22 protein-coding genes are annotated in these 20,240 nt (G+C 68.2%); 12 read left to right on the top strand and 10 right to left on the bottom strand.

The window, feature by feature from the left end; genetic code table 11:
- Positions 1–109 precede the first annotated feature (109 nt).
- From WCE39_RS06765 to WCE39_RS06755, 3 genes are all read right to left on the bottom strand, one after another.
- Positions 110–1,192, bottom strand: coding sequence for a flavodoxin family protein (locus WCE39_RS06765; protein ID WP_343275905.1), 1,083 nt, complete (start codon positions 1,190–1,192; stop codon positions 110–112).
- A 29-nt stretch (positions 1,193–1,221) separates the two neighbouring features.
- Positions 1,222–1,716, bottom strand: a complete 495-nt coding sequence (locus WCE39_RS06760) for a GFA family protein (protein ID WP_343275904.1) — start codon at positions 1,714–1,716, stop codon at positions 1,222–1,224.
- 216 nt (positions 1,717–1,932) lie between these two features.
- Positions 1,933–2,439, bottom strand: a complete 507-nt coding sequence (locus WCE39_RS06755) for a hypothetical protein (protein WP_343275903.1) — start codon at positions 2,437–2,439, stop codon at positions 1,933–1,935.
- Positions 2,440–2,871: 432 nt separating this feature from the next.
- On the opposite strand from WCE39_RS06755, the gene WCE39_RS06750 reads away from it, so the two are divergent.
- Positions 2,872–3,183 carry a hypothetical protein gene (locus tag WCE39_RS06750; protein WP_343275902.1) on the top strand — a complete coding sequence of 104 codons (312 nt, stop codon included), beginning with the start codon at positions 2,872–2,874 and terminating at the stop codon, positions 3,181–3,183.
- Positions 3,184–3,293: 110 nt separating this feature from the next.
- Here the strand turns inward: WCE39_RS06750 and WCE39_RS06745 are convergent, their stop codons facing one another.
- Positions 3,294–3,797 carry a lipocalin family protein gene (locus WCE39_RS06745; RefSeq protein WP_343275901.1) on the bottom strand — a complete coding sequence of 168 codons (504 nt, stop codon included), beginning with the start codon at positions 3,795–3,797 and terminating at the stop codon, positions 3,294–3,296.
- Positions 3,798–4,043: 246 nt separating this feature from the next.
- Between WCE39_RS06745 and WCE39_RS06740 the strand changes: the two genes are divergently transcribed.
- From WCE39_RS06740 to WCE39_RS06725, 4 genes are all read left to right on the top strand, one after another.
- Positions 4,044–4,592 carry a type 1 glutamine amidotransferase domain-containing protein gene (locus WCE39_RS06740; protein ID WP_343275900.1) on the top strand — a complete coding sequence of 183 codons (549 nt, stop codon included), beginning with the start codon at positions 4,044–4,046 and terminating at the stop codon, positions 4,590–4,592.
- 207 nt (positions 4,593–4,799) lie between these two features.
- Positions 4,800–6,077, top strand: a complete 1,278-nt coding sequence (locus WCE39_RS06735) for a hypothetical protein (RefSeq protein WP_343275899.1) — start codon at positions 4,800–4,802, stop codon at positions 6,075–6,077.
- Positions 6,078–6,189: 112 nt separating this feature from the next.
- Entirely contained in the window at positions 6,190–7,143 is a 954-nt protein-coding gene (locus WCE39_RS06730; RefSeq protein ID WP_343275898.1) for a glutaminase, read from the top strand.
- A 1-nt stretch (position 7,144) separates the two neighbouring features.
- Complete coding sequence (locus WCE39_RS06725; RefSeq protein WP_343275897.1) at positions 7,145–7,963, top strand: hypothetical protein; 819 nt, start codon at positions 7,145–7,147, stop codon at positions 7,961–7,963.
- Positions 7,964–8,033: 70 nt separating this feature from the next.
- Here the strand turns inward: WCE39_RS06725 and WCE39_RS06720 are convergent, their stop codons facing one another.
- Positions 8,034–9,899, bottom strand: coding sequence for a glycerophosphodiester phosphodiesterase (locus WCE39_RS06720; RefSeq protein WP_343275896.1), 1,866 nt, complete (start codon positions 9,897–9,899; stop codon positions 8,034–8,036).
- A gap of 123 nt (positions 9,900–10,022) precedes the next feature.
- Here WCE39_RS06720 and WCE39_RS06715 point away from each other — a divergent pair, with 123 nt between their 5' ends.
- From WCE39_RS06715 to WCE39_RS06705, 3 genes are all read left to right on the top strand, one after another.
- Entirely contained in the window at positions 10,023–10,391 is a 369-nt protein-coding gene (locus WCE39_RS06715; RefSeq protein ID WP_343275895.1) for a YajD family HNH nuclease, read from the top strand.
- Between the two features lie 99 nt (positions 10,392–10,490).
- Positions 10,491–11,105, top strand: coding sequence for a tetratricopeptide repeat protein (locus WCE39_RS06710; RefSeq protein WP_343275894.1), 615 nt, complete (start codon positions 10,491–10,493; stop codon positions 11,103–11,105).
- Between the two features lie 229 nt (positions 11,106–11,334).
- Positions 11,335–12,762, top strand: a complete 1,428-nt coding sequence (locus tag WCE39_RS06705) for a hypothetical protein (protein ID WP_343275893.1) — start codon at positions 11,335–11,337, stop codon at positions 12,760–12,762.
- Between the two features lie 87 nt (positions 12,763–12,849).
- Here WCE39_RS06705 and fabR read toward each other — a convergent pair whose 3' ends face one another.
- Together fabR and rlmF are read right to left on the bottom strand one after the other, a co-directional pair.
- Complete coding sequence (fabR, locus tag WCE39_RS06700) at positions 12,850–13,515, bottom strand: HTH-type transcriptional repressor FabR (RefSeq protein WP_343275892.1); 666 nt, start codon at positions 13,513–13,515, stop codon at positions 12,850–12,852.
- 127 nt (positions 13,516–13,642) lie between these two features.
- Entirely contained in the window at positions 13,643–14,632 is a 990-nt protein-coding gene (gene rlmF / locus WCE39_RS06695) for a 23S rRNA (adenine(1618)-N(6))-methyltransferase RlmF (protein ID WP_343275891.1), read from the bottom strand.
- A 172-nt stretch (positions 14,633–14,804) separates the two neighbouring features.
- Here rlmF and WCE39_RS06690 point away from each other — a divergent pair, with 172 nt between their 5' ends.
- Genes WCE39_RS06690 through WCE39_RS06675 form a run of 4 tightly spaced genes read left to right on the top strand, consistent with a single transcriptional unit; the run spans position 14,805 to position 17,743 of the window.
- A complete protein-coding gene (locus tag WCE39_RS06690) occupies positions 14,805–15,218 on the top strand; it encodes a hypothetical protein (RefSeq protein ID WP_343275890.1) in 414 nt (137 codons plus the stop codon).
- A 10-nt stretch (positions 15,219–15,228) separates the two neighbouring features.
- Complete coding sequence (locus WCE39_RS06685; RefSeq protein ID WP_343275889.1) at positions 15,229–16,446, top strand: extracellular catalytic domain type 1 short-chain-length polyhydroxyalkanoate depolymerase; 1,218 nt, start codon at positions 15,229–15,231, stop codon at positions 16,444–16,446.
- 59 nt (positions 16,447–16,505) lie between these two features.
- Complete coding sequence (locus WCE39_RS06680; RefSeq protein ID WP_343275888.1) at positions 16,506–17,219, top strand: DUF5666 domain-containing protein; 714 nt, start codon at positions 16,506–16,508, stop codon at positions 17,217–17,219.
- Positions 17,220–17,272: 53 nt separating this feature from the next.
- Positions 17,273–17,743, top strand: coding sequence for a YehS family protein (locus tag WCE39_RS06675; RefSeq protein ID WP_343275887.1), 471 nt, complete (start codon positions 17,273–17,275; stop codon positions 17,741–17,743).
- Positions 17,744–17,750: 7 nt separating this feature from the next.
- On the opposite strand, the gene trmY is transcribed toward WCE39_RS06675, so the two are convergent.
- The 3 genes from trmY to WCE39_RS06660 form a co-directional block, all read right to left on the bottom strand.
- On the bottom strand, positions 17,751–18,344 hold the full coding sequence (gene trmY / locus WCE39_RS06670) for a tRNA (pseudouridine(54)-N(1))-methyltransferase TrmY (protein WP_343275886.1): 594 nt from the start codon (positions 18,342–18,344) through the stop codon (positions 17,751–17,753).
- A 19-nt stretch (positions 18,345–18,363) separates the two neighbouring features.
- Complete coding sequence (locus WCE39_RS06665; RefSeq protein ID WP_343275885.1) at positions 18,364–19,308, bottom strand: PLP-dependent cysteine synthase family protein; 945 nt, start codon at positions 19,306–19,308, stop codon at positions 18,364–18,366.
- A gap of 201 nt (positions 19,309–19,509) precedes the next feature.
- A complete protein-coding gene (locus WCE39_RS06660; RefSeq protein ID WP_343275884.1) occupies positions 19,510–20,232 on the bottom strand; it encodes an rRNA pseudouridine synthase in 723 nt (240 codons plus the stop codon).
- Between the last annotated feature and the right edge of the window lie 8 nt (positions 20,233–20,240).

The raw sequence follows: 20,240 nt of genomic DNA, 5'->3' as shown, positions 1-20,240 counted from the left end.
TGGAGTCCTCAGGGTGGGGCGCGCCGGCAGCGACGTCTGCGAGGAAGCATAGCCAGGAACGCGCGCATCGTTGGGGTGGCCGCGGGGGGAGCGAACGGACTCAGGCCGCTCACTTCTGCCGCGGCAGCCGGAGGCCGTCGCCCGCCTCGCGCTGGCCCGTGCGCAGCTGGCGGATGCGTTCGACCAGCGCGCGCGCCGCGTTCCGGCTCTCCTCGAGCAGCGCCTGGTCACCATCGAGCGCGGCATGGCTGGTGGCATACGGCGCGTAGTAGCCGACATAGCGGTCCACCTGCGACAGCGCGCCCGAATCCACCAGGCCCATGCCCCGCAGCCAGTCGGCCAGCGCGTGGCGGACCGCCTGCGTGCCTTCGCTGTCGCCATGCACCAGCACCGCGAACGCGCGGCCGGCCAGGTGCTGCGGATAGTCCCAGCCGTCAAGCTCGATACGCTTCGCGCGCTCGGGATCCTTGCCGGCCGTGGACGTGGGGTCGGGGTTGCCGCCGTCGGCGCAGACCAGCCGGTCCATCATCAGCTTGAGCGGCGAAGTGGCCTGGTTCCAGTGCACCGGCGTCACGATCATCACGCCGTGGGCTTCGGCCCAGCGCGGGTAGATGGCGTTCATCCAGTCCTGGTGCTGACCCAGGCCGTGGTTGGGGTAGCAGGAGCAGGGCCAGTGGCACAGGGGCATGGCGGTCGAGACGCAGGCCTTGCAGGGATGGATGGTGCGGCCGTATTCGGACGCGAGGCGATTGAGCTCGAGGACGTCGCACTCGGCGCCGGCGCTGGTCGCGGCATCGCGCGCGGCCTCCAGCAGGCGCCAGGTCTTGGACATCTCGCCGGGGCAGGTGTGCTCGCTGCGCGGCGAGGCGCACACCAGCAGGATCCGATCGGGCGTGCCGGGGTCGCGCTGGCGGGCTTCGGCGGCGTGGATGGCGTCACGCGCCGCCCGCCATTCGTCCGACAGGTCGTACGTCGGATCGTGGAAGCCGGGCCCCGCGGGGTGCGTGCGGGGCGCCTTGCGGCCCTCGTCGTACGCCTTCCAGGCCACTGCGGCAAGGCGGTCGATGGCGTCGCGGTGGGCGTCGAACGCAGGGTCCACGAACGCGATGCGGTAGCGCCGCTCGAACTCATCCCGCGTGAGCTTGGGATCCGGTTGCCCGGTGCGCGGCGTGGGCGTGGGTTCGCGTGACATGGATGGTCGGCCTTCGGGACGCATCGAAGCTAACGCGCAGCCTGCAGTAGACCATGCCGACGATGCCAGTCCTCGAGCGACTCTTCCGGAAAGCCCTCTATCCGCACCTCCCCGGATCCCTCCGGCACCTTGACCCAGTCCGCCTTCGATCCCAGCAGCATGTGCACCCGCTCTGGAGCCTCGGGCAGGGGCGTATCGATGGCCGAGGCGTGCGGGTGGACGAGGTCGGGCCACTCCGGGTCGCACAGCCACAGCGCACTCCCGCAGCGGGTGCTAAAGTGGCGTTGGCCCGAACTGATCCGGCAGCCGCCGTCGTCATCGCGTATCCGGGCCTGGTACACACCGAGGTGCTCGCCGCCCTCGACCTCCAGGGTGTCGGCGCGCGCGCCCAGGTTGACCGCGCTGCCGCCGCCGCCCGCCGTCTTGCGACAGATCGAGCAGTAGCAGTGAAGGAACGGCACGGGCGCGTAGGCCTCGCACTGGAAGCGGATGCATCCGCAATGGCAGGAACCTTCGAGTTTCATGACGGGAATGTGCGCAGGGGAGCGCCGATCGTGCCGCGGACCGGGGCAATGGCGCGTCAACGTGCGGCGCGTGGCTCCGCCCTGATAGCCGTCCATGACATCGTGCGCCTGCGCCGCCGCATCGCCCGGGCCGGGCTGCCGCCGCGCCGCACGGCTGCGGGCGCCTGGCCGCCGGCACGATGAAGTGCGCACCGTGCCGGCGGTCGCTATGTCAGTTCAGTTTACGGGCGCCATCTGCGAAAGCAGGGCCTGCGGAACGTCCTCGAGCAGGACAACTGAAATGCTGCCATCTGTCGACGTGTTGTTGTGCGCCGCTTCTGCTCCAAGCGTGGAGCTGATCGCCTGCGGCGACAGGGTGTACATCTTCCCACTCAGCGGATCGACGACGAACCACCCGATTAGCCCACCGAAGATGAAGTTCCCGCCGATGTACCAGGCGTTCGCCGATGATTCCAAAGTAATTGTCTGCTGGCGATAACCCGCCTTGGAAATGGCGACGCTGTACGTTTTTCCGCCCCAATAGCTGCCATCGCTCTTGTGCAGGACCACGGAGGCAGGCGTACGGCCTTGATAGACCACGCTGCCGGTTTCATCAGTGATGGCTATTTCCGCATCGCCGGGTGTGCTGGTGATCGGAATCATCTGGGTAGAGTCGCCCACGATGGTTGCGCAGCCGGACGCCAGGCACACGGCGATGCCAAGAACGAATACACGAAATTTCATTTGTCCCCCTGATTAGCCTGCTTGAGAAAAAGCAGGTTTCACGCGCAGGCAAGGCGTGAACCCGCCAACAAGAACGAAAGCAGGTATCCACCTGCCGTGCTGTGCCATGCAAGAGGCATGCCAGCGGCGGCGGGAAACCCTTTCCCGGACCCCGCAACATAAATATCGGCACAGCACCACCGGAGTCCTCAGCTGGCTTTCGAACGATCCAGTGTCGTGTTCCCGTAGCCATCCGCCTGCATCGAGCCCAGGCTGTTGACGCTGTGCATCGGCCCCGCCGGCCACCGAAGGCTACGGCCAGGCCGCCCGCCTTTTCGCGGGCATCAGCCACCGTGCGACCAGAGCCACGGTGACCGGGTGCTGGGCCCGGACAGCGACCTCACGGGGCTGGACCTCCGGCTGGACTAGCATCGACAGCCCGACGGAGCTCCCATGCACGACGCACTGCCAGTACTCGAATTCGCCAATGCGGTCTTCCTGGATGGGCGCAACACCACCGTGCGCCGCGGGACGCGCTGGTTGGGAGTCCCGGTGGTGCGGCTGCGGCTGCGCGATGGCAGCCTCTCGCCGCCGGTCGCGCTGGAGACCGAGCAGCGGGCGTTCCGCGATCTCGACGAGGCCGCGCTGCGCTTCGAGCACGATCCCGCGTGCCGCAGGCCGGCGGGCCTGTTCGCCCAGCTCGCGATCCACTACCCGGGCTTCAACCCGGACGAGATCGTGACTCTCTGCCACTTCGACCGCTGAGGTTTCCGGCTGCAGGAGGCGGTGGAGATCTCGACCACGCCGTGGACTGACCGGGGCCGGCGACGCGACCCGGAAAGCGCCAGGCCCGTGCGGTAGGGGGTAAGCCGCGGTTACGGGTAGGGCGGCGGGCCGCCTTGAGGGGTGTGGATCAGGTCGTCGAGCTGGAAGCCCTGCGCACGCGCCGTGGCGAGGTAGTCGTCACGGGTCGACGGGTCGAGGCGCGGGTCGCGCGCGAGCAGCCACAGATACTTGCGGTCCGGGCTGCCGACCAGGGCAACGCGGTAGTCGGGATCCAGGCGAAGGATCCAGTAGTCGCCCTTGGTGAACGGAATCCAGCGCAGCCCTTCGGGCAGGAACGTCACTTCCAGCTTGCTGTTGCTGCTGCCGTCCACCGGCGTCGCTTCGCCGATCGATTCCTGCCGCTCGCCCTTGCCGTCGATGGCGCGGTTGGCGACCCGCACCTTGCCGTCGTCCTGCAGGCTGTAGGTGGCGGTGATGTCCCGGTAGTCCTCGGGCTCGTGTCGCATCGGCAGCCGTGCGATCTCATACCAGGTGCCGAGGTAACGCTGCAGGTCCACGGCGGGAACGGTGGCGGGGGCGTCGTTTTGGCTCATCGGGAAAACTCCTTGCGGGGTCCCCTGTTTAGCCGAGCGCGGATGAAGCATCCGCAAAGGCGTGGCCTGCGGTCCCACGATCCGCAATTGCTGGTCGAAGCCCAGGGTCGCCTGGGATGGCCGGATCTTCGACGGTCCAGCCGATCGACTGCGCGTCCTGCTTTGACTGTTTTTCAAGATCGATCACGCGACGGCGATGACCACCCGGCCAATCTGGAGCGCCTCCAACAACAACCGGGAGCACTCATGGGCAAGTTCCTTGAAGGCAAGACCATCGCCATCCTCGCCACCGACGGCGTGGAGCAGGTGGAACTGACCGAGCCGCGCAAGGCGGTGGAGGCCGCGGGCGCCACCGTGCGCCTGCTGTCGCTGGAGCCCGGCGAGATCCAGGGCATGCACCACGACAAGAAGGGCGACAAGCTGTCCGTGGACGGACTCGTGGCGGACGCGCGCGTGGATAAATACGACGGGCTGATCCTGCCCGGCGGCGTGCAGAACCCCGACACGCTGCGCATGGACGAGAAGGCGGTCGGCTTCGTGCGCGACTTCGTGGAAAGCGGCAAGCCGGTCGGCGTGATCTGCCACGGGCCGTGGGTGATGATCGAGGCTGACGTCGTTCGCGGCCGCCGCATGACCTCGTGGCCGAGCGTGCGCACCGATCTGCGTAATGCGGGTGCCGAAGTGGTGGACGAGGAGGTGGTGGTGGACCAGGGCCTGGTCTCCAGCCGCAAGCCCGAGGATCTGCCGGCGTTCTGCCGCAAGCTGGTGGAAGAGTTCGCTGAAGGGCGCCACTGAGCCACGCGAGGCGCTGCGGTCGCTGTCGCGCGCCGGCGTCGGTGGGAACGGCAAGGAAATCGCAGCGCGGTACCCGTGAGCACGCGCGGTTTTCCGCGCTGTCATGCGCCCATGTGGAAGACTACAACCCTGCGGTCACGAATGGCGCTCGCACGGCGTCATTGACATGGGCACGGCGCACAGGGGGTGTGGATGAAAGCGAGGGGCATGCTGCAGTCGATCGCGTGGGCGGTGGCGGCGCTGGTGGCGCTTCCGGTCATCGCGTACCTGGCACTGCTCGCCATCAACTGGAACGACGAGCCGCCGTCGGCGGGCACGGAGCAGCTGGTCGCCATGAAGCGCGATCGCCCACCGCTGGCCGATGCCGCCAACGGATACATCCATGCGCTGGGCATCGCCGCCACGGCAGACATGGACCCGGTGCAGTTGGGCGGCGCCCGCAATGCATACATTGAAACCTTCGTTTCAACCTCGGCTGCGGATGGTTATCCCGCGTTGCCCGGCAGGAATGCGGAATACCGGGCAGGCCGGAGTCCCGAGGTCGTCGCTCTGGCCGCGGCATGTGGCGACGACCACCCCGCATGTGCGGAGACCTTGGGCGCGCATCCCGGTGCGCTTGCGCAGTGGCTGGCGTCGGAGCAGTGGCTGCTGGACCGGTATCGCCGGATGCTCGCCACCGCGGCCTGGCGCGAGGCGATTCCGGTTGATGCGAACACGCCACTGGCGGGCTATCAGCACGCGTTGGAGGGCCAGAAGCTGCATCTGCTGGCAGCGTGGCAACAGGCGCTGGCGCCGGATCCAGCGGCGGTGCGGGATCTCCTGGAGCAGGATCTTGTGTTCTGGCGAGAGGTACTGGCCTCGTCGGATCTGCTGATTTCGAAGATGGTTGCCGTGGCCGCGGTAAGGCGCAATTTCGCGTTCGGCAACCTTGCCCTGCGCGAGCTTCCGCGGGATCTCGCCAGCGCGGCCGTGCCGCCGTCGTGGCGACAGCCGCTGACGTTGGCCGAGCGCTCCCTTGCGCGCCCCCTTGGCGGAGAGTGGCAGGTCATCGGCGCCTCGCTGCGTATGGCCATGTCGCCCGAAGCGCAGGCGGGTGCGGCGGCGGGGCTGGCCGAGCGCTTGCAGCGCCCCTTGTTCAAGGAGCAGGCGACGCTCAACCTGTTCGCCGCGCGCATGCTGCACCTGGGAGCGATGTCCGAGCTGCCGTACCGGGACGTCGGCCAGGCGCTGGAGGGTCTGCCCCAGTCGGAGGAGGGCGCGCTGCAGGGCTTGCGGCCATACAACCTCGTCGGTGCCGTTATGGCTTCCGTGCCGGCGCCGACCTATGTGAACTACATCGCGCGGATATCCGATCTGGAAGGCGAGCGGCGCGCCGTGCTGCTGGCCGCGACCCTGCGCGGCGCCGGCATCCAGCGCGACGACATGGCGGCCGCCGTACGCGACGCGCCACTGCGCGGCCCCTATGACGAAGCGCCCTTCGAATAGGATGCCGACGGCGGGGCGCTGGTATTCCGCGGCCTTGCGACACGCATGTCCACGCAGCGACCGGCCTGGCGCGTTGACGTACATTAGTTGACCCGCAGCCACCGGACACCGCATGCGCAAGCTTCCACCGAATCCCGAGGAACTCGGTCGCCTTGACCTGGACGACATCCTCGGCACCATCAACGAGGAGGTCCGCAAGCGTTTTGGTGAAGGCGAGGTGGCCGACTACATCGCCCCGCTGGCCAACGTGCCGAAGGATCGTTTCGGCATGGCGCTGGCGATGCTGGATGGCGAGGTCCACGAAGTGGGGGATTCGCGCGAGCGCTTCTCGATCCAGAGCGTCTCCAAGGTGCACACGCTCACGCTGGCGCTGGAAGCGGCCGGCGACCAGCTGTGGACGCGGGTGGATCGGGAACCTTCGGGCGACCCGTTCAATTCACTGATCCAGCTCGAGCTCGAGAAAGGCATCCCGCGCAATCCATTCATGAACGCGGGTGCCCTGGTCACGGCGGACGTGGTGCTGTCGGGCTACCGCGATGCGGAAGCCACGCTTCTGGAGTTCATGCGTGCGCGCTCCGGCAATCCGGAGGTCGGCACCGACGAGGTGGTGGCGAAGTCGGAGCGCGAGAGCGGCTACCGCAACGTGGCGATGGCCAACTTCATCCGCAGCTACGACAACCTGCACAACAGCGTGGAGGACGTGCTGGATTTCTACTACCTGCAGTGTTCCCTGTGCATGGATTGCGTGGACCTGGCCCGCAGCGTGCAGTTCCTGGCCGATGGCGGGCGCTGTGGGGCATCGGGCGAGCAGGTGACCACGTCCGAGGGGGCGACCCGCATCAATTCGGTGATGATGACGGCGGGCACCTACGACGCCGCCGGAGATTTCGCCTTCTATGTCGGCCTGCCCGCGAAGAGCGGCGTTGGCGGCGGCATCGTCGCGGTGGTGCCGCGCGTGATGGGCCTGTGCGTGTGGTCGCCCGGCCTGGACCAGAAGGGTAACTCGCAGCTCGGCCGCTACGCGCTGCATCGTTTTACGCGGATGACGGGACTGTCGGTGTTCTGAGATGCGCGTCGACCCGTTCCAGGACATCGGCAAGTCGACAGTCATTCGTGGAAGAGCCTCGTTGTCCGCGGTGGTCTTCCTCGCACCTGTCCTGCTTGTTGCCGGGACGGGGTCTGCGCATGCGCGCGACTTCAGCTGCAGTGCCTGTGACCGCAAGGCCGCCGCGGTGGACCGTTGCCTGCGCATGGATCCGTCGGAGTACGCCACCGGGCTGCTGTTCGGTTCGCCGGGGAAGAAGAGCTACTTCAAGCGCTCGTCCTGCCTGCAGGCGGCGGCGGTGAAGTACCTGGATGCATCGTTGTGCGAGGACGTCAGAGAGCGCGATTCGCTGTTTTTCGATGGGTCGGGAATCTCGCGCGAGGCCTGCATGCAGAGCGTGGCGGAGAAGATTCGCGCTACGCCCCCGGTGCTCATCCGCGATCCCTATCGCCTGGCGGAGGTGGAGTACCTCCGCAACGGGAATGGTCGTGACATGGATGTCCGGATCGCGTTCTCGGGTTCATACAGGCATCGCTACGAACTGACCGTGGCCATGGTGGGCGAAGCGGGCGCGGCCGTCGGGACGCTGCACCGCGCGGAGCACAGCCTGGGGCCGGGCACCCGTGAACTGCAGGTCCACATCACCCAGGAGAAGATCGCCGCCGCTGCCGAAGCATTGGCGCTGCAGCCGCCCTACCGCTTCCGGGTCACGCTCGCGATGGTGGAGCCCGGACTGGCCGAGGTGGAGCAGTTCGCGTCGATGCCGCGGGAGGCGCTGGTAAGCAGCGTCGACCGCGTCCTGGACCCGGACGCGCTGAAGCGCGCGCCCGCGGTTCCATAAACGCCGCGCAGCACCGGTCCCTGCGCTGTATCAAGCCACGGACTGCCCGGCGTGACCTTCCCGATCCCGGTCAGCGCCGGAACCAGCTGTGCAGGCGCACCAGCAGCAGCTCCACGTCTGTCAGCGCCGACCGCTCCGCCCGCAGCCGCACCGCCTCTGCCGGCACGTCGGTGCTGATGTCGTCCACGCCCAGGTCCATGTAGCGCGCCATGCGCCCTGGATCGTTGACGGTCCACGCCTGCAGCAGGTAGCCCCCGCGGCGCGCGTCGGCCACGGCTTCGGCGTCGATCCGCAGGTGGTTGAGGCCCAGCATGTCGAAGTCGGTCCGACGGGCGGTGCCCGGCAGTGCGGCATTCGCGAACAGGGCCAGCCGGGCCTGTGGTGCAGCGGCGCGGGCCGCGCGCACCAGCTCGGGGGAGAGCGAAGCGAACATGGCCACGTCCCCGTAGCCGCCGCGCGCGACCTCGCGCAGGCTGGCGTCGAGCAGGGCCTGCGCGTTGCCTGCGTCGGGCTTGAGCTCGATCAGCGCCAGCGCGCGTCGGTCGATGAAGGCAAGGGCTTCGCCCAGCGTCGCGATGCGTTCGCCAGCGAATGCGGGATCGAACCAGCTGCCGATATCGATGTCGCGCATGGCCGACAGCGGCGTGTCCACGACAGCACGTGGATCGCTGGCAATGCGCCGGAAGTCGCTGTCGTGGAACACGACCACGGCGCCGTCGGCGCTGAGCCGGACGTCGAGTTCGATCGCGTCCGCCCCGGCATCGATGGCCGCCTGGAACGACGCAAGCGTGTTCTCCGGTGCAACCAGGGCCGCGCCGCGATGCGCAGTGACCGACACGTCGCTGCGCAGGTTCATGCTTGCCACGGCGATCGTCGCCTGCACCAGCGCCACGGCGAGGAACGCGATTTCCGCGCCCCACACGAACCGGCCGGGGCGGCGCGGGGTGGCGTCCACCGCGCGGGCGCCACGGGCGCCGCCAAGGCGGTGGAAGAGCGCGCGGACCAGCAGCGTGTTCAAGGTGCTGCCAAGCAGCAGCACGCCCAGCACGGTGACGGCGTAAAACGTGAGGTAGGCCACCATGCCGGCACTGACCAGGAAGCGATGATCCGGCAGCCAGTCCAGCAGCGGGGTGGCGGCGCGGTCGTACAGCTCGGTCACGACCAGCGGCATGGCGGCGACGCTGAGCGCGACGCCCACCACCAGCATCGCGATGCGCAGGTGCCGGCCACGGGTGAGCCTGCGGCTGTGGAGCAGTGCGGCCACCGGCGACAGGCCTTCCAGCACCAGTGCGGGCGTGGCCAGCAGCCATCGGAAGTAGAGCGTCGCGTGCAGTAGCAGCCCGATCGCCAGCACCGGCAGGAAGCCGCCCAGGAACCACCACAGCGCGGGCGGCTGCGCGGTCACCACGAAATAGGGATCGTAGCTGGCCAGGAGCAGCCGGTAGAGCACGACACCTGTCGCGAGCCAGGGCACGGCCAGCAGCGCATGGGCCAGGACCTGCCAGGCCGCGAGCACGGCAAGCGGGCCCGCACGCCGAAGCATGCCCACAAGCGCCGCCGCGGCCGTGCGGTAGCGGCAGCCGTGGCTTGCCGAGACCAGCAGCATGCCGGCCTGTTGCAGCATGACCACGTACCAGCTGAGCGCACCGGCGAGCATGAGCCAGGCAAGCGCGAGCAGGTTGTCGCGGACGCCGTCGAAGTCGCCGGCGAGCGGCCGCTCGATCCAGTGCAGGAGGGCGGCGAGCGACCACGTGGTCAGCGGTGCGGCCGCCACCGTCGCGAAGGCGGTGAACAACAGGTACCAGGCCAGCATCGGACGCAGGTGTCGGCGCAGGTCCAGCCGGATATCGTGCACGAGGATGCCACGCAGCAGCTGGCGGTCATCGGCGGTGCCTGCCGTTCCTGCGCCGCCGCTGCCGGCCCCTCCCTTGTGCATGCCTGTTTCCCTCCGCATTCCGCGAGTGTAGATAGGGTGGACGCACTGGTGCCGCATTCGGGCCTTCAGGTGGTTGCAGCCGGTGCTACCTTGTCCCGGCCGCTCCCACGTGACCCTGTGACCATGTCAACGCCAGACAACGCCCGCCTAGACCGCATCGTCGCCGACGCCCGACGCAGCGCGGATGAGCGGGCCAAGGGCTACCGCGAACGCGCGCTGAAGATGTACCCGTGGATCTGTGGCCGATGCGCGCGCGAGTTCACCCGCGCCAACCTGCAGGAGTTGACGGTCCACCATCGCAACCACAACCACTCCGACAATCCGACCGACGGCAGCAACTGGGAGTTGCTGTGCGTGTACTGCCACGACAACGAGCACTCGCGCCAGCTCGACCACACCGGCGTCAGCGCGCGCGACGCGGAAGACGCGCCGGCCGCCGCCCGGGCCACGCCGTTCGCGGATCTGAAATCCCTGCTCAAGCGCGGGTCCTGACACCCGCGGAGCCATGTCGTACCGTTCCAGCCACCCCGTGATTCTGCGTGTGGGCACCCGCCGGGTGCCGCGCCCGCCGGATCATTCCGGAGACATGCGATGACGCATCGCCTTGGACTGATCCTGCTGCTGTTGTTCTCCGGCGCCACCGCCGCGGCTGACGCGCTGCCTGCCATGGCGCCCGACGGCAGCTACCTCGACGAGGATCGGGCGGCAAGGTACCGGCCCACGCCGCCCGGCGATCGGGCACGCTTTCGCCGGCTCCTCAACGCGAACATCCAGAAGAATCCGCGCAACGTCGTGGCGCTTTCGAGCCGGGCCTACGTGTTCATGGAGAGTGGCGACCTGGTGCGCGCGCGCCGGGACTTCGACGCGGCACTGGCCGCGTCCGAGCCGGGCAGCCCGCACGAGCGGCACCTGCTGTGGTCCAGGGGCTGGGCGAGCTACGACCAGGAGGACTACGCGGCCACGTTCGCGGACTGGCAGAGTGCGATCGCACTGCACGGCGGCGAGCCGTTCTGGGCGGCCTACAGCCTGGCGCTGCTGTACTGGACCACCGGCCAGTCGGAGCTCGCACTCCAGTGGTACGACGTCGCGGCGGCGGGTGAGCCGGACTGGCGCAGCGACGAAGGCGTGGCGCAGCGGATCCGTCGCTGGGCGCCCGCCCAGCAGGAACGGATGCTGGCGCTGGTGGAGGCCTGGCGGCAGCGCTAGCGTTTGGCAGCGCGAGCGATCGTGCTGGCGCCTGCATGCGGTTCGAGCGTCTCCCACGTCTGCTGCAATGCAAAATGCACATATGTATAGTTTGTGTACAGTCGTGCATGAGCTGTCCGGAACCCCCATGCGGGTCGCCAGTCCGGGGCATGTCGGGAAGCTCGCGTCGAGTTGCTGCTTGGTTGTCCGCGTTCCAGTGGTCCAACAACACACTCTCGGGGAAACAGACATGAATCGCATTGGCAGGATCGCAATCTGCATCACGCTGGCCACGGGCATGGCCCTGGCCGGTACCGCCGCCGCCGGCAACGTGGGGACGGCCGGCAGCGTCAACACCGGATCTCCGGAGGGGAACGTCAAGTTCTTCCTGGCGGATCCGGAACTGGGCCTGGTTGGCGTTTACAACGTCAACGGCACCGAGCTGTATTTCGAAGCGCGCAGGGTGCTTGACGAGAAGACCGGTGCGCCCGGCGCATTGAGCGTTCGCGTCATCGACGCGGAAGCGCGCACCCTGGCGCTGGGCGGCGAGCCGTATGCGAAGCACTGGGCGCCGCAGGCCGGCGAGTTCACGGCAGCGGACGGTTCCGCCTATACCGGGATGCTCTCCGGGTTGGGCGACGCCCTGGGGGCGTCCGACCTGCATGCCTCGCTGGCGGCCGAGAAGGCCGCGTTGGCGGCGGTGGCCAGGCAGGCGGCAGGCGCGTCGGGCTACCCGCTGCGCGCGAACGTGGACGTCATGACATACGCCGCGCCCGATGCCGCGCAGGTGTCCGACTTCTATCTGCAATCGGCAAGGTACGTCGCGCTTGACCGGCAGACGGACGGCGCACTGGTGGCCAACCTCGGCAACGGCATCGAGCTGCGGGCTTCGCAGCAGTTCGTCGCCGACGAACCCGATGCCGAGGGCCGCATGGGTCGCTTCGACACCTATTCGATGGTCAAGGCGGGCGATGGCTATGTCATGGCGACCGAGCTGGGTGGCGATACGATCCCCAAGGGCTGGTCGGAGGCCATGGAACTCGACAATCGCCGCGAGCACAGCGCGCTGGCCGCCGACTTCGGCCGCGCGGCATCGGCCTTGAATGCGCTGGCCTACGGCGCCAGGAGCGAAGGCGTGGCACTCAGCCAGGAAGACGAACAGGCTTCGTTGCAGCGCCTGGCGCAGGGCCTGGCCACGCATCTGCTGCCCGTGCGTGACCAGGCGACAACAGAGCGGGATGTCACGCGCGCGGCCGGTGGGCGGTACCAGACCTACATCCAGGTGTGGCGCAAGCCCTTCGTCGTCATCGCCGAGCATTCGGGCACCCGGGTGGGCAAGTGGCGCTACAACAGCGCGACCTCCAGCGTGAAGACCCACCAGGGCTGGACCAGCTACTGCAACCACGGCACCTGCGCCGGGTCCAGCCCCATGACCCACAAGTGCACGTTCACCGGTCCGCGCCTGACCTACTACCGCGTGCCCTCGCGCCGGTCGGATGCGGGTGGGCACACCTGTTCCACGGGCTACTGGGCGGTCGCGATGGGCGGGCGCCACAACTGCCATGACGATTCTTCGGTCCAGGTCAGGGCGGTGCGGGGACAGCCCTACTCGGTCAGCTCCGGTCGCTGCAACGACTGGTCGGGCTGGACCTACGCGCCGACCTGCAGCGCGCAGTAGAGGCCACAGGGCCCCGGTCGCCACTGCGTCGGGGTGGCGGCAAGACGACAGCGCCGGATGAAGGTCCGGCGCTGTTGCGTCCGGGGATCAACCGGCGCTTGCGGAAGCACCGGTACTCGCGCTGGCGTGCATCCCGCGCGCACCGATAACGATCATCTTGACCATCGACGTCAGCTCGTCGATCTGTTCCGCGTCGCGTTCGGGCGGAAGGTCCATCGCGCTGGCGCCCACGGCGAACACCAGGCGGGTGATCGCACGCGCCACCAGCTCCGGTGCGTGCAGCGGGATGCCGGTGGCTTCGGCAAGCCGGATGAGATCCACGTGCAGCTCTTCTTCGAAGAAACGGAGCTGCGCGTCCACCGCCTGCTTGTAGGCGTCCGATCCGGCCAGGCCTTCGCGCAGCAGCAGGTTCAGGAATTTGTCGTCGGCGCGCAGCCGGTCGAAGAACGCTTCCACGGAGCTGCGAACGACGCCGTGCCCGGTGCTTGCGCGGTGGCGTGCCTGGCCGATGATCGTACGCAGCGAACTGCCGGCGCGATCGATGAGGGTGACCGCCAGCTCGTCGATGTCGCGGAAGTGGCGATAGAAGCTGTTGGGCGCGATCCCGGCCTCGCGGGTGACCTCGCGAAGGCCGAGGGTGGACACGCTGCGGTTGGGACCAAGAAGCGCAAGCGCCGCCGCGATCAGGTCCTCGCGGGTGATCGAGGGCCTGCGGCCAAGGCCGCGACGCTGTGGTGCATTGGAAGAGGGCACGTTGCGGACGGCAATTCAGGCGGAGTGCCGCCATCATCGCTCAAAGCACGACCCGGCGTGCGATGGATCAGCCGGCAACCGCCGGCTTCAGCGGCTCGCCCGGAGCGTTGCGTCCTTTGCCGCTCCCTCAGCTGTCCGGGGGAGTGCGTTGGAACGTCCAGGCGACGAAGCGGCTCTGCTTGCTGCCCTGGGCCATGGGCATTTCGCGGACCGCGGCGGCTTCAACCTGGTGCAGTTGCCTGCGCAGAGCCGGCAGGTGCTCCGACCGGGCGACGAGGCTGCTGAACCAGCGCACCTGATGCTGGAACTCGGCGCTTTCGCGGACCATCCGGCGCAGGAATTCCGGTTCGCCACCCCGGCACCACAGTTCGTGGGCGTGGCCGCCGAAGTTGGACGCTTGCGCTTGCGCTTGCGTTGCTGCCGGCGTCGCTCGCGAAGCAGGCGCCGAGGCCGCGCCGAGCTGGCGCAGCTTGCGCTGGTTGGCGCTTGCAGCCTCGCGGGCGGATGCGTGGAAGGGTGGATTGCACATGGTCAGGTCGAAGCGGTCTTCCTCGCGCACCACGCCGCGGAACACGTGGCCGGGCCGCGGCTGGTGCCGCAGTGCGATCGCCTTGTCGAGCCTGTTCGCGCGGACGATGGTCGCTGCGACCTGCAGCGATGTGGCGTCGATGTCGGAGCCGACGAAGCGCCAGCCGTACTCGGCATGTCCCAGCAGCGGATAGATGCAGCTGGCGCCGACGCCGACATCCAGCACGCGGATCGTCATGCCGCGCGGGATCGCGCCGTTGCAGGATTCTGCGAGCAGGTCGGCGAGTCCGTGCAGGTAGTCGGCGCGCCCGGGAATCGGCGGACAAAGCGCGCCGTCGGGCAGGTCCCAGTGGGCGACGCCGTAGTCACAGCGGAGGATGGCGCGGTTGAGTTCGCGTACCGCGGCGGGGTCGCTGAAGTCGATGCTGCTGTCGCCGCGCGGGGTGGTCACCAGGTGTGGGGACAGGGCAGGGCACGCCGCCATCAGGCGTGCGAAGTCGTAATGGCCCTGGTGCCGGTTGCGCGGGTGCAGCGCGGGGTGGGCACGCGCCTTGGCCGGGCGTGCATGGACGGGTGGCGTGGGCTTCATGGGCGCGGCGTGGTCGGAGCCAGGTATCAGGGCGGAGCAAGGTACACCGGATCCCAGGGTGGACGGCCGGCGCGATGTGGACGGCTCCCTGGCGAATCCGGACCGGACGCAGGCCATCACCATCCATATGGATGGTGTTAGGATGGCGCCCGCCTTCCCCGGATGCGATCCCGTGACCGCCGACCCGCGTGCCCGTACCACCGCAGACAGCGAGAAAATCACCATCAACCTCGGAGTCGTCGACCTGGGCCAGATCGACCTGCTGGTGCAGGAAGGCTTCTATTCCAACCGCACCGACCTGATCCGCACCGCCATCCGCAACCAGCTCACCGCGCATGGAGACGTGCTGCGGCACACCGTCGCCCGCCGCACCCTGGTGATGGGACTGCAGGACTACGGTCGCCGCGAGCTCGAGGCCGCGCGCGATGCCGGCGAGCGCCTGCGGATCCAGGCCCTGGGCCTGGTGCGTATCGCCGGAGACGTCACCCCGGAACTGGCGTTGGAGGCGATCGAGTCGGTCACCGTGCTTGGCGTGCTCCAGGCAAGCCCGAAGGTCAAGGCCGCGCTGGCCGGCCGCATCCACTGACAGGACACCCATGAACCCTCGCAACGACAGCATGCGCCAGGCGATGCGCCTGATGCAGGCCGGCAATCTGCAAGCCGCGACACGGACCATCCAGCATGCGCTCGGTGGCAAGGCCGACCCTGCACCCGCACCACGCGCGCACGACGCGCGTGGCGATGACACAGGTAGTCCGTACATCGAGGGCGAGTTCCGGGTGGTCAACGCCGGCAAGTCGCGACCAGCGGAGGCGCCGGCTGCCAAGGCGCCCCCTGCCAGGGCACCTGCAGCCGAGGCACCTGCAGCCAAGGCGCCGCTTGGGCGCACCGGTGCCAGCGGTGCGCGCCACCGCTTTTCCTGTGACGCCGGCGAGGTGGATTATCTGCTGCACATTCCACGAGGCCTCGATACCACCGACGCGCCCTTGTTGCTCATGCTGCACGGCTGCACGCAAACGCCCGAGGATTTTTCCCGCGGGACGCGCATGAACATGCTCGCGGACGAGCAGGGCTACGTAGTCGCCTGGCCCGCGCAGTCGGTCGAGCGCAACCCGAACCGCTGCTGGAACTGGTTCCGCGGCAGCGACCAGCAGCGCGGGCAGGGTGAGCCCGCGATCCTGGCCGCACTGACCCGGCAGCTGGTGGCCACCTACGGGCTCGACGCCCGTCGCGTATATGTGGCCGGCCTGTCCGCCGGTGGTGCGATGGCCGCGGTGCTGGCCGGCACGCATCCCGATGTCTTCGCGGCCATCGGCGTGCACTCGGGCCTTCCGGTCGGACTGGCGAACGACATGCCGTCGGCGTTCGCAGCGATGCGCAAAGGGGGTGGACGGTGTTCGCATCCACGTGCTGCTGGCGCGGCTGCCGTGCCTGCGATCGTGTTCCATGGCGACAGCGATACGACGGTACACCCGGGCAACGGCCAGGGGGTGGTGGAGCAGAGCCTCGGCAATGGCGGCGGCAGCGGCAGCCGCGACGGTAGCGGTAGCGGGACAGCGGGCGATCCCACGTCCAGCACTGTCGAGCGCGACACCAGGCCCGGCGGGCGCAGCTCGACCCGCACCGTGCACCGCACGTCCGATGGCCGCATCGCGGCCGAACACTGGGTTGTCCACGGCGCCGGCCACGCCTGGTCCGGCGGCGATGCGGGTGGCAGCTACACCGATCCACAAGGGCCCGACGCCTCGGCACAGATGCTGCGCTTCTTTTCGGAGTGCGGACGCTCCGGACGTCGTGGCGTCATCGGCCACTGATCCTGTGTTCACGGACGCTGGAGGCATATGACACGTTCCAACGACCCTGGGAGCATCTGATGCGCCACACGATCCGCGGCATTGCAATGCTGCTCGCCACCAGCGTGCTGCTGCTCGCCGGCTGCGCCAGCACGGGCGGCTATGGCAGTGGCAGCTATCCCGGCGACTATGGGCAACCGGACCGGGGTTATCCGGCGCAGTACGGTGGCCAGTTGCAGGGCGTCGTCGACAGCGTTGATCGCGGCTACAAGCGCATTCTCCTGCGTGTCGACGATCCGCGCAGTGGCCGCATGCAACAGGCGGAGGTGCGTTACGACCAGCGCACGCGCCTGTTTTACCAGGGGCGCGAGAGCGCGGTGGAAGGACTGGAGCGTGGCGACGTGATCCGGATGGATGTCACGGAGTCAGGACGCGACCTCTGGGCGCGTTCGATCGAGGTCGTGCGCAACGTCCGTGAGCGCGGATACGGACGCGACTACGGAGACGGTTACGGCAATGGCTACGGCGACGACTACGGCGACGACTACGGCAATGACCTGCGCGGCCCGGTCGCCCTTGTCGACACGCGGTCGCGGCTGATCCGCCTTGACGGCGACCGGTACGGCGACAGCGTGCAGCTGGCCTACGACGGCCGCACCACGGTCGAATACCGGGGTCGCCGCTATCGCCCGGAGGATCTGGAGCGCGGTGACCTGGTGCGGGTCCAGGCGCGTCGGGTGGGAAACAACCGGTGGCTGGCGGAACGCATCATCGTTGAGCGCTCGATCAGGTAGGCAGGGCGCCGGCACCGGTAGAATTGCAGGCCCCCTGGTCGCATGATGGACCCATGATCAACAACGACGTCCTGCGCAGCATCCGCTACATGCTCGACCTGAGCGACAACAAAGTGGTCGAGATCGCCCAGCTGGCCGATCCCGCGTTCGTCATCGAGAAGGACGATGCGCGCGCATTCCTGCTGAAAGAGGACGAACCCGGCTACCTGGCCTGCAGCGATACCGTGCTGGCACATTTCCTGGACGGGCTGATCGTGCATCTGCGCGGCAGGGACGAAAGCGTGCCGTCGCGGCCGGTGGAGAAGCGCATCAGCAACAACGTGGTGCTGAAGAAGCTGCGGGTGGCCTTCGAGCTGAAGGACGTGGACATGCACCAGGTGTTCGCGGATGCGGGCTTCCCGGTCTCCAAGCCGGAGCTGTCGGCCCTGTTCCGCCAGCCGGGGCACAAGAACTTCCGCACCTGCGGGGACCAGCTGCTGCGCAATTTCCTGAAGGGGCTGACGCTGCGCGTGCGCGGCGCCTGACCGGACCTCAGTGCTGGTCGAGTTCGTGGTGGATCAGCACGACGCACTGCGAGGCGAACAGCATCGTGCGGCCCAGGGTGATCTTCTTCGCGCCCATGCGCTCGAGGCCCGGCAGGGCCTTCTTCGGCATCGGGATGTGGTCGGTCAGCAGGAAGCAGGGGTTGTCCTCGAAGGCCTGCTCGCGGATCGGCGCGCCCTTCCTGTCCATGATGTAGAGCTGGTGGTCCGCGGACAGCGCCTGCACCAGGCGCTCGAAGCTCAGCGTCTGCACGGTGACGCCGGGCTCCACTGGTCGCGTTTCTTCCTTGCCCATTCCCCTGGACGCGTCCAGCGCGGCCGCGACCTTGCCCAGCAGCGCACGTTCGTTGAAGCCGCCGATGTCGGTCATGGCATTGGCTTCGAAGCGGATGGTGCGCGAAAAATCCTGCGTGCTTTCCAGCACCAGGTACACGACCACGTCCGGCCGGTGCGACTGGGCCACGAAGATGGCGTTCATCAGCGTGTGCGCCAGGATTTCGGTGTGCGCGGCCTGGCCGACCGAGGCCAGCAGGGCCTGGCTGTCGGTGGGCGCCGCGCGCGCCCTGAGTACGAATGTCCGCATGTGTGGCCCGGATGGGTGATCAGTTGAACGCGTCGCCGACGACGTCCGGCGCCGGCTGGCTGAAGTGTTCCTGCAGGTACTTCTCGCCCTCGTCGCAGAACAGGGTCACGACGGTGGCGAACCCGGGATGCTGCTCGCGTACGCGCCGCGCCGCAAGCAGGTGGGCGCCCGAGCTCGGGCCGCAGAGCAAGCCGTGCCTGCGCGCCAGCTGGCGCATCTCGGCGATGGCATCCTCGCTGGAGACCGACAGCGTCGAGTCCACGAGTTCGGAATGCCGGTCGAAGATCCCGGGCACGAAGCCGTCGGAGATGCCTTCGATATGGTGCGTGCTGATCTCGCCGCAGAGGATGGTCTGCGATTCCGAAGGTTCCATCGCGAACAGCCGCACCTTCGGATTGACCGCGCGGAACGCCTGGCCGACGCCGATCAGGGTGCCGCCGGTGCCCACGCCCATCACCAGCGCATCCGGCACACGGCCCTGCAGCTGCGCCAGGATTTCCGGGCCCAGGATCTCCCGGTTCTCCTCGACGTTGTATTCCGACTCGAACTGGCTGGGCGCGAAGTACCCCGGCAGCGCGCCCAGGCGCTTGGCCTCATCCAGCGCGCCATTGACGTGGAAGTGGCCGACGAACTTCACTTCGGCGCCGTAGGCGCGCGAGATCGCCACGCGCTCGTTCGACAGCCCCTCGGGCATCACCACCAGCATCCTGTAGCCCTTCACGGCGGCAACCATCGACAGCGCGTTGCCGGTGTTGCCGCTGGTGGCTTCGACAATCGTGTCGCCGGGTTTGAGCAAGCCCTGCTGTTCGGCCTTCTCGACCATGTACCAGGCGATGCGCGCCTTGATCGAGCCGGAGGGATTCATGAATTCGAGCTTTGCGAAAACGCCATCGATCTCGAGCAGGGGCGTATCGCCGATGGCGTCGAGGATCGAGCTGGAAATGCCGGTGTGGCGCATCGTCATGGCTCCTCTGGGGCGGGATGGCCATTGATACGCCATCGCCGGTGAGGGCTCCAGCACGAAAGAGTGTGTGCTTGAGCCAGGTACCGCTGCCTTTGTGGGAGCGGCTATAGCCGCGAATAGCGAGCCGCCATCGCGGCTATAGCCGCTCCCACAAAAACAGCCGCTCCCACAAAAAGGGCGGCTATGCCGGGTGTCCAGGACTCAGAACCGCTCACCGACCGGCAGGTAGCGCCAGCAGCCGACCGGCATCTTCGCCAGCGGCACCTTGCCGATGCGGATGCGCCGGATCGCGACCACCTCCAGGCCGACCTGTGCGCATACGTCGCGCAGCTGCCCGCCCTGTACGCCCTTCAGGGCGAAGCGCAGGCGGATCTCGTTCTGCCAGCTGACCTTGCATGGCGGCAGCGCCCGGCCGCCATAGGACAGGCCGTGGTTGAGCTTCTGCAGGCCATAGGGCGCGATCTCGCCGCTCACCTCGACCACGTATTCCTGCTCGATTTCGTCCCGGTCCTCGGTCAGCCGGCGCCACACGCGGCCGTCCTGGGTGAGCACCATCAGGCCGCTGGCCTCGGCATCCAGCGGCACCAGCGGCGTCAGGCGGTGGAAGTGCCGCTGCAGCAGGCGCACGCCCGAGGGATCTTCGGACCAGCGCGTTTCGGGACACACGAGGTCGGTCGCCGGCTGCAGGCCGCTGATCGTGTCGTAGCCCACCGGCTTGTGCAGCAGGATGGTGGCCGGTTCGACGGCTTCCAGCCGTGCAGCGGCATCGATTTCGACGGCCTCGGTCGACACGGGATATGCCGGATCCTCGATCACGCGCCCGTCGACCGAGACCCAGCCACCCTTGATGTACTGCTCGGCGTCGGTGCGCGAGCAGCGGGCGAGGTCGGTGACGCGTTTGGCCAGGCGGATCGGATCGGACATGGATCAGT

Source organism: Luteimonas yanweni (genome assembly GCF_039548475.1).
Classification (GTDB): domain Bacteria; phylum Pseudomonadota; class Gammaproteobacteria; order Xanthomonadales; family Xanthomonadaceae; genus Luteimonas.
The sequence above is the reverse complement of the archived record's forward strand: the minus strand, read 5'-3'. Positions and strand labels throughout refer to the sequence as shown.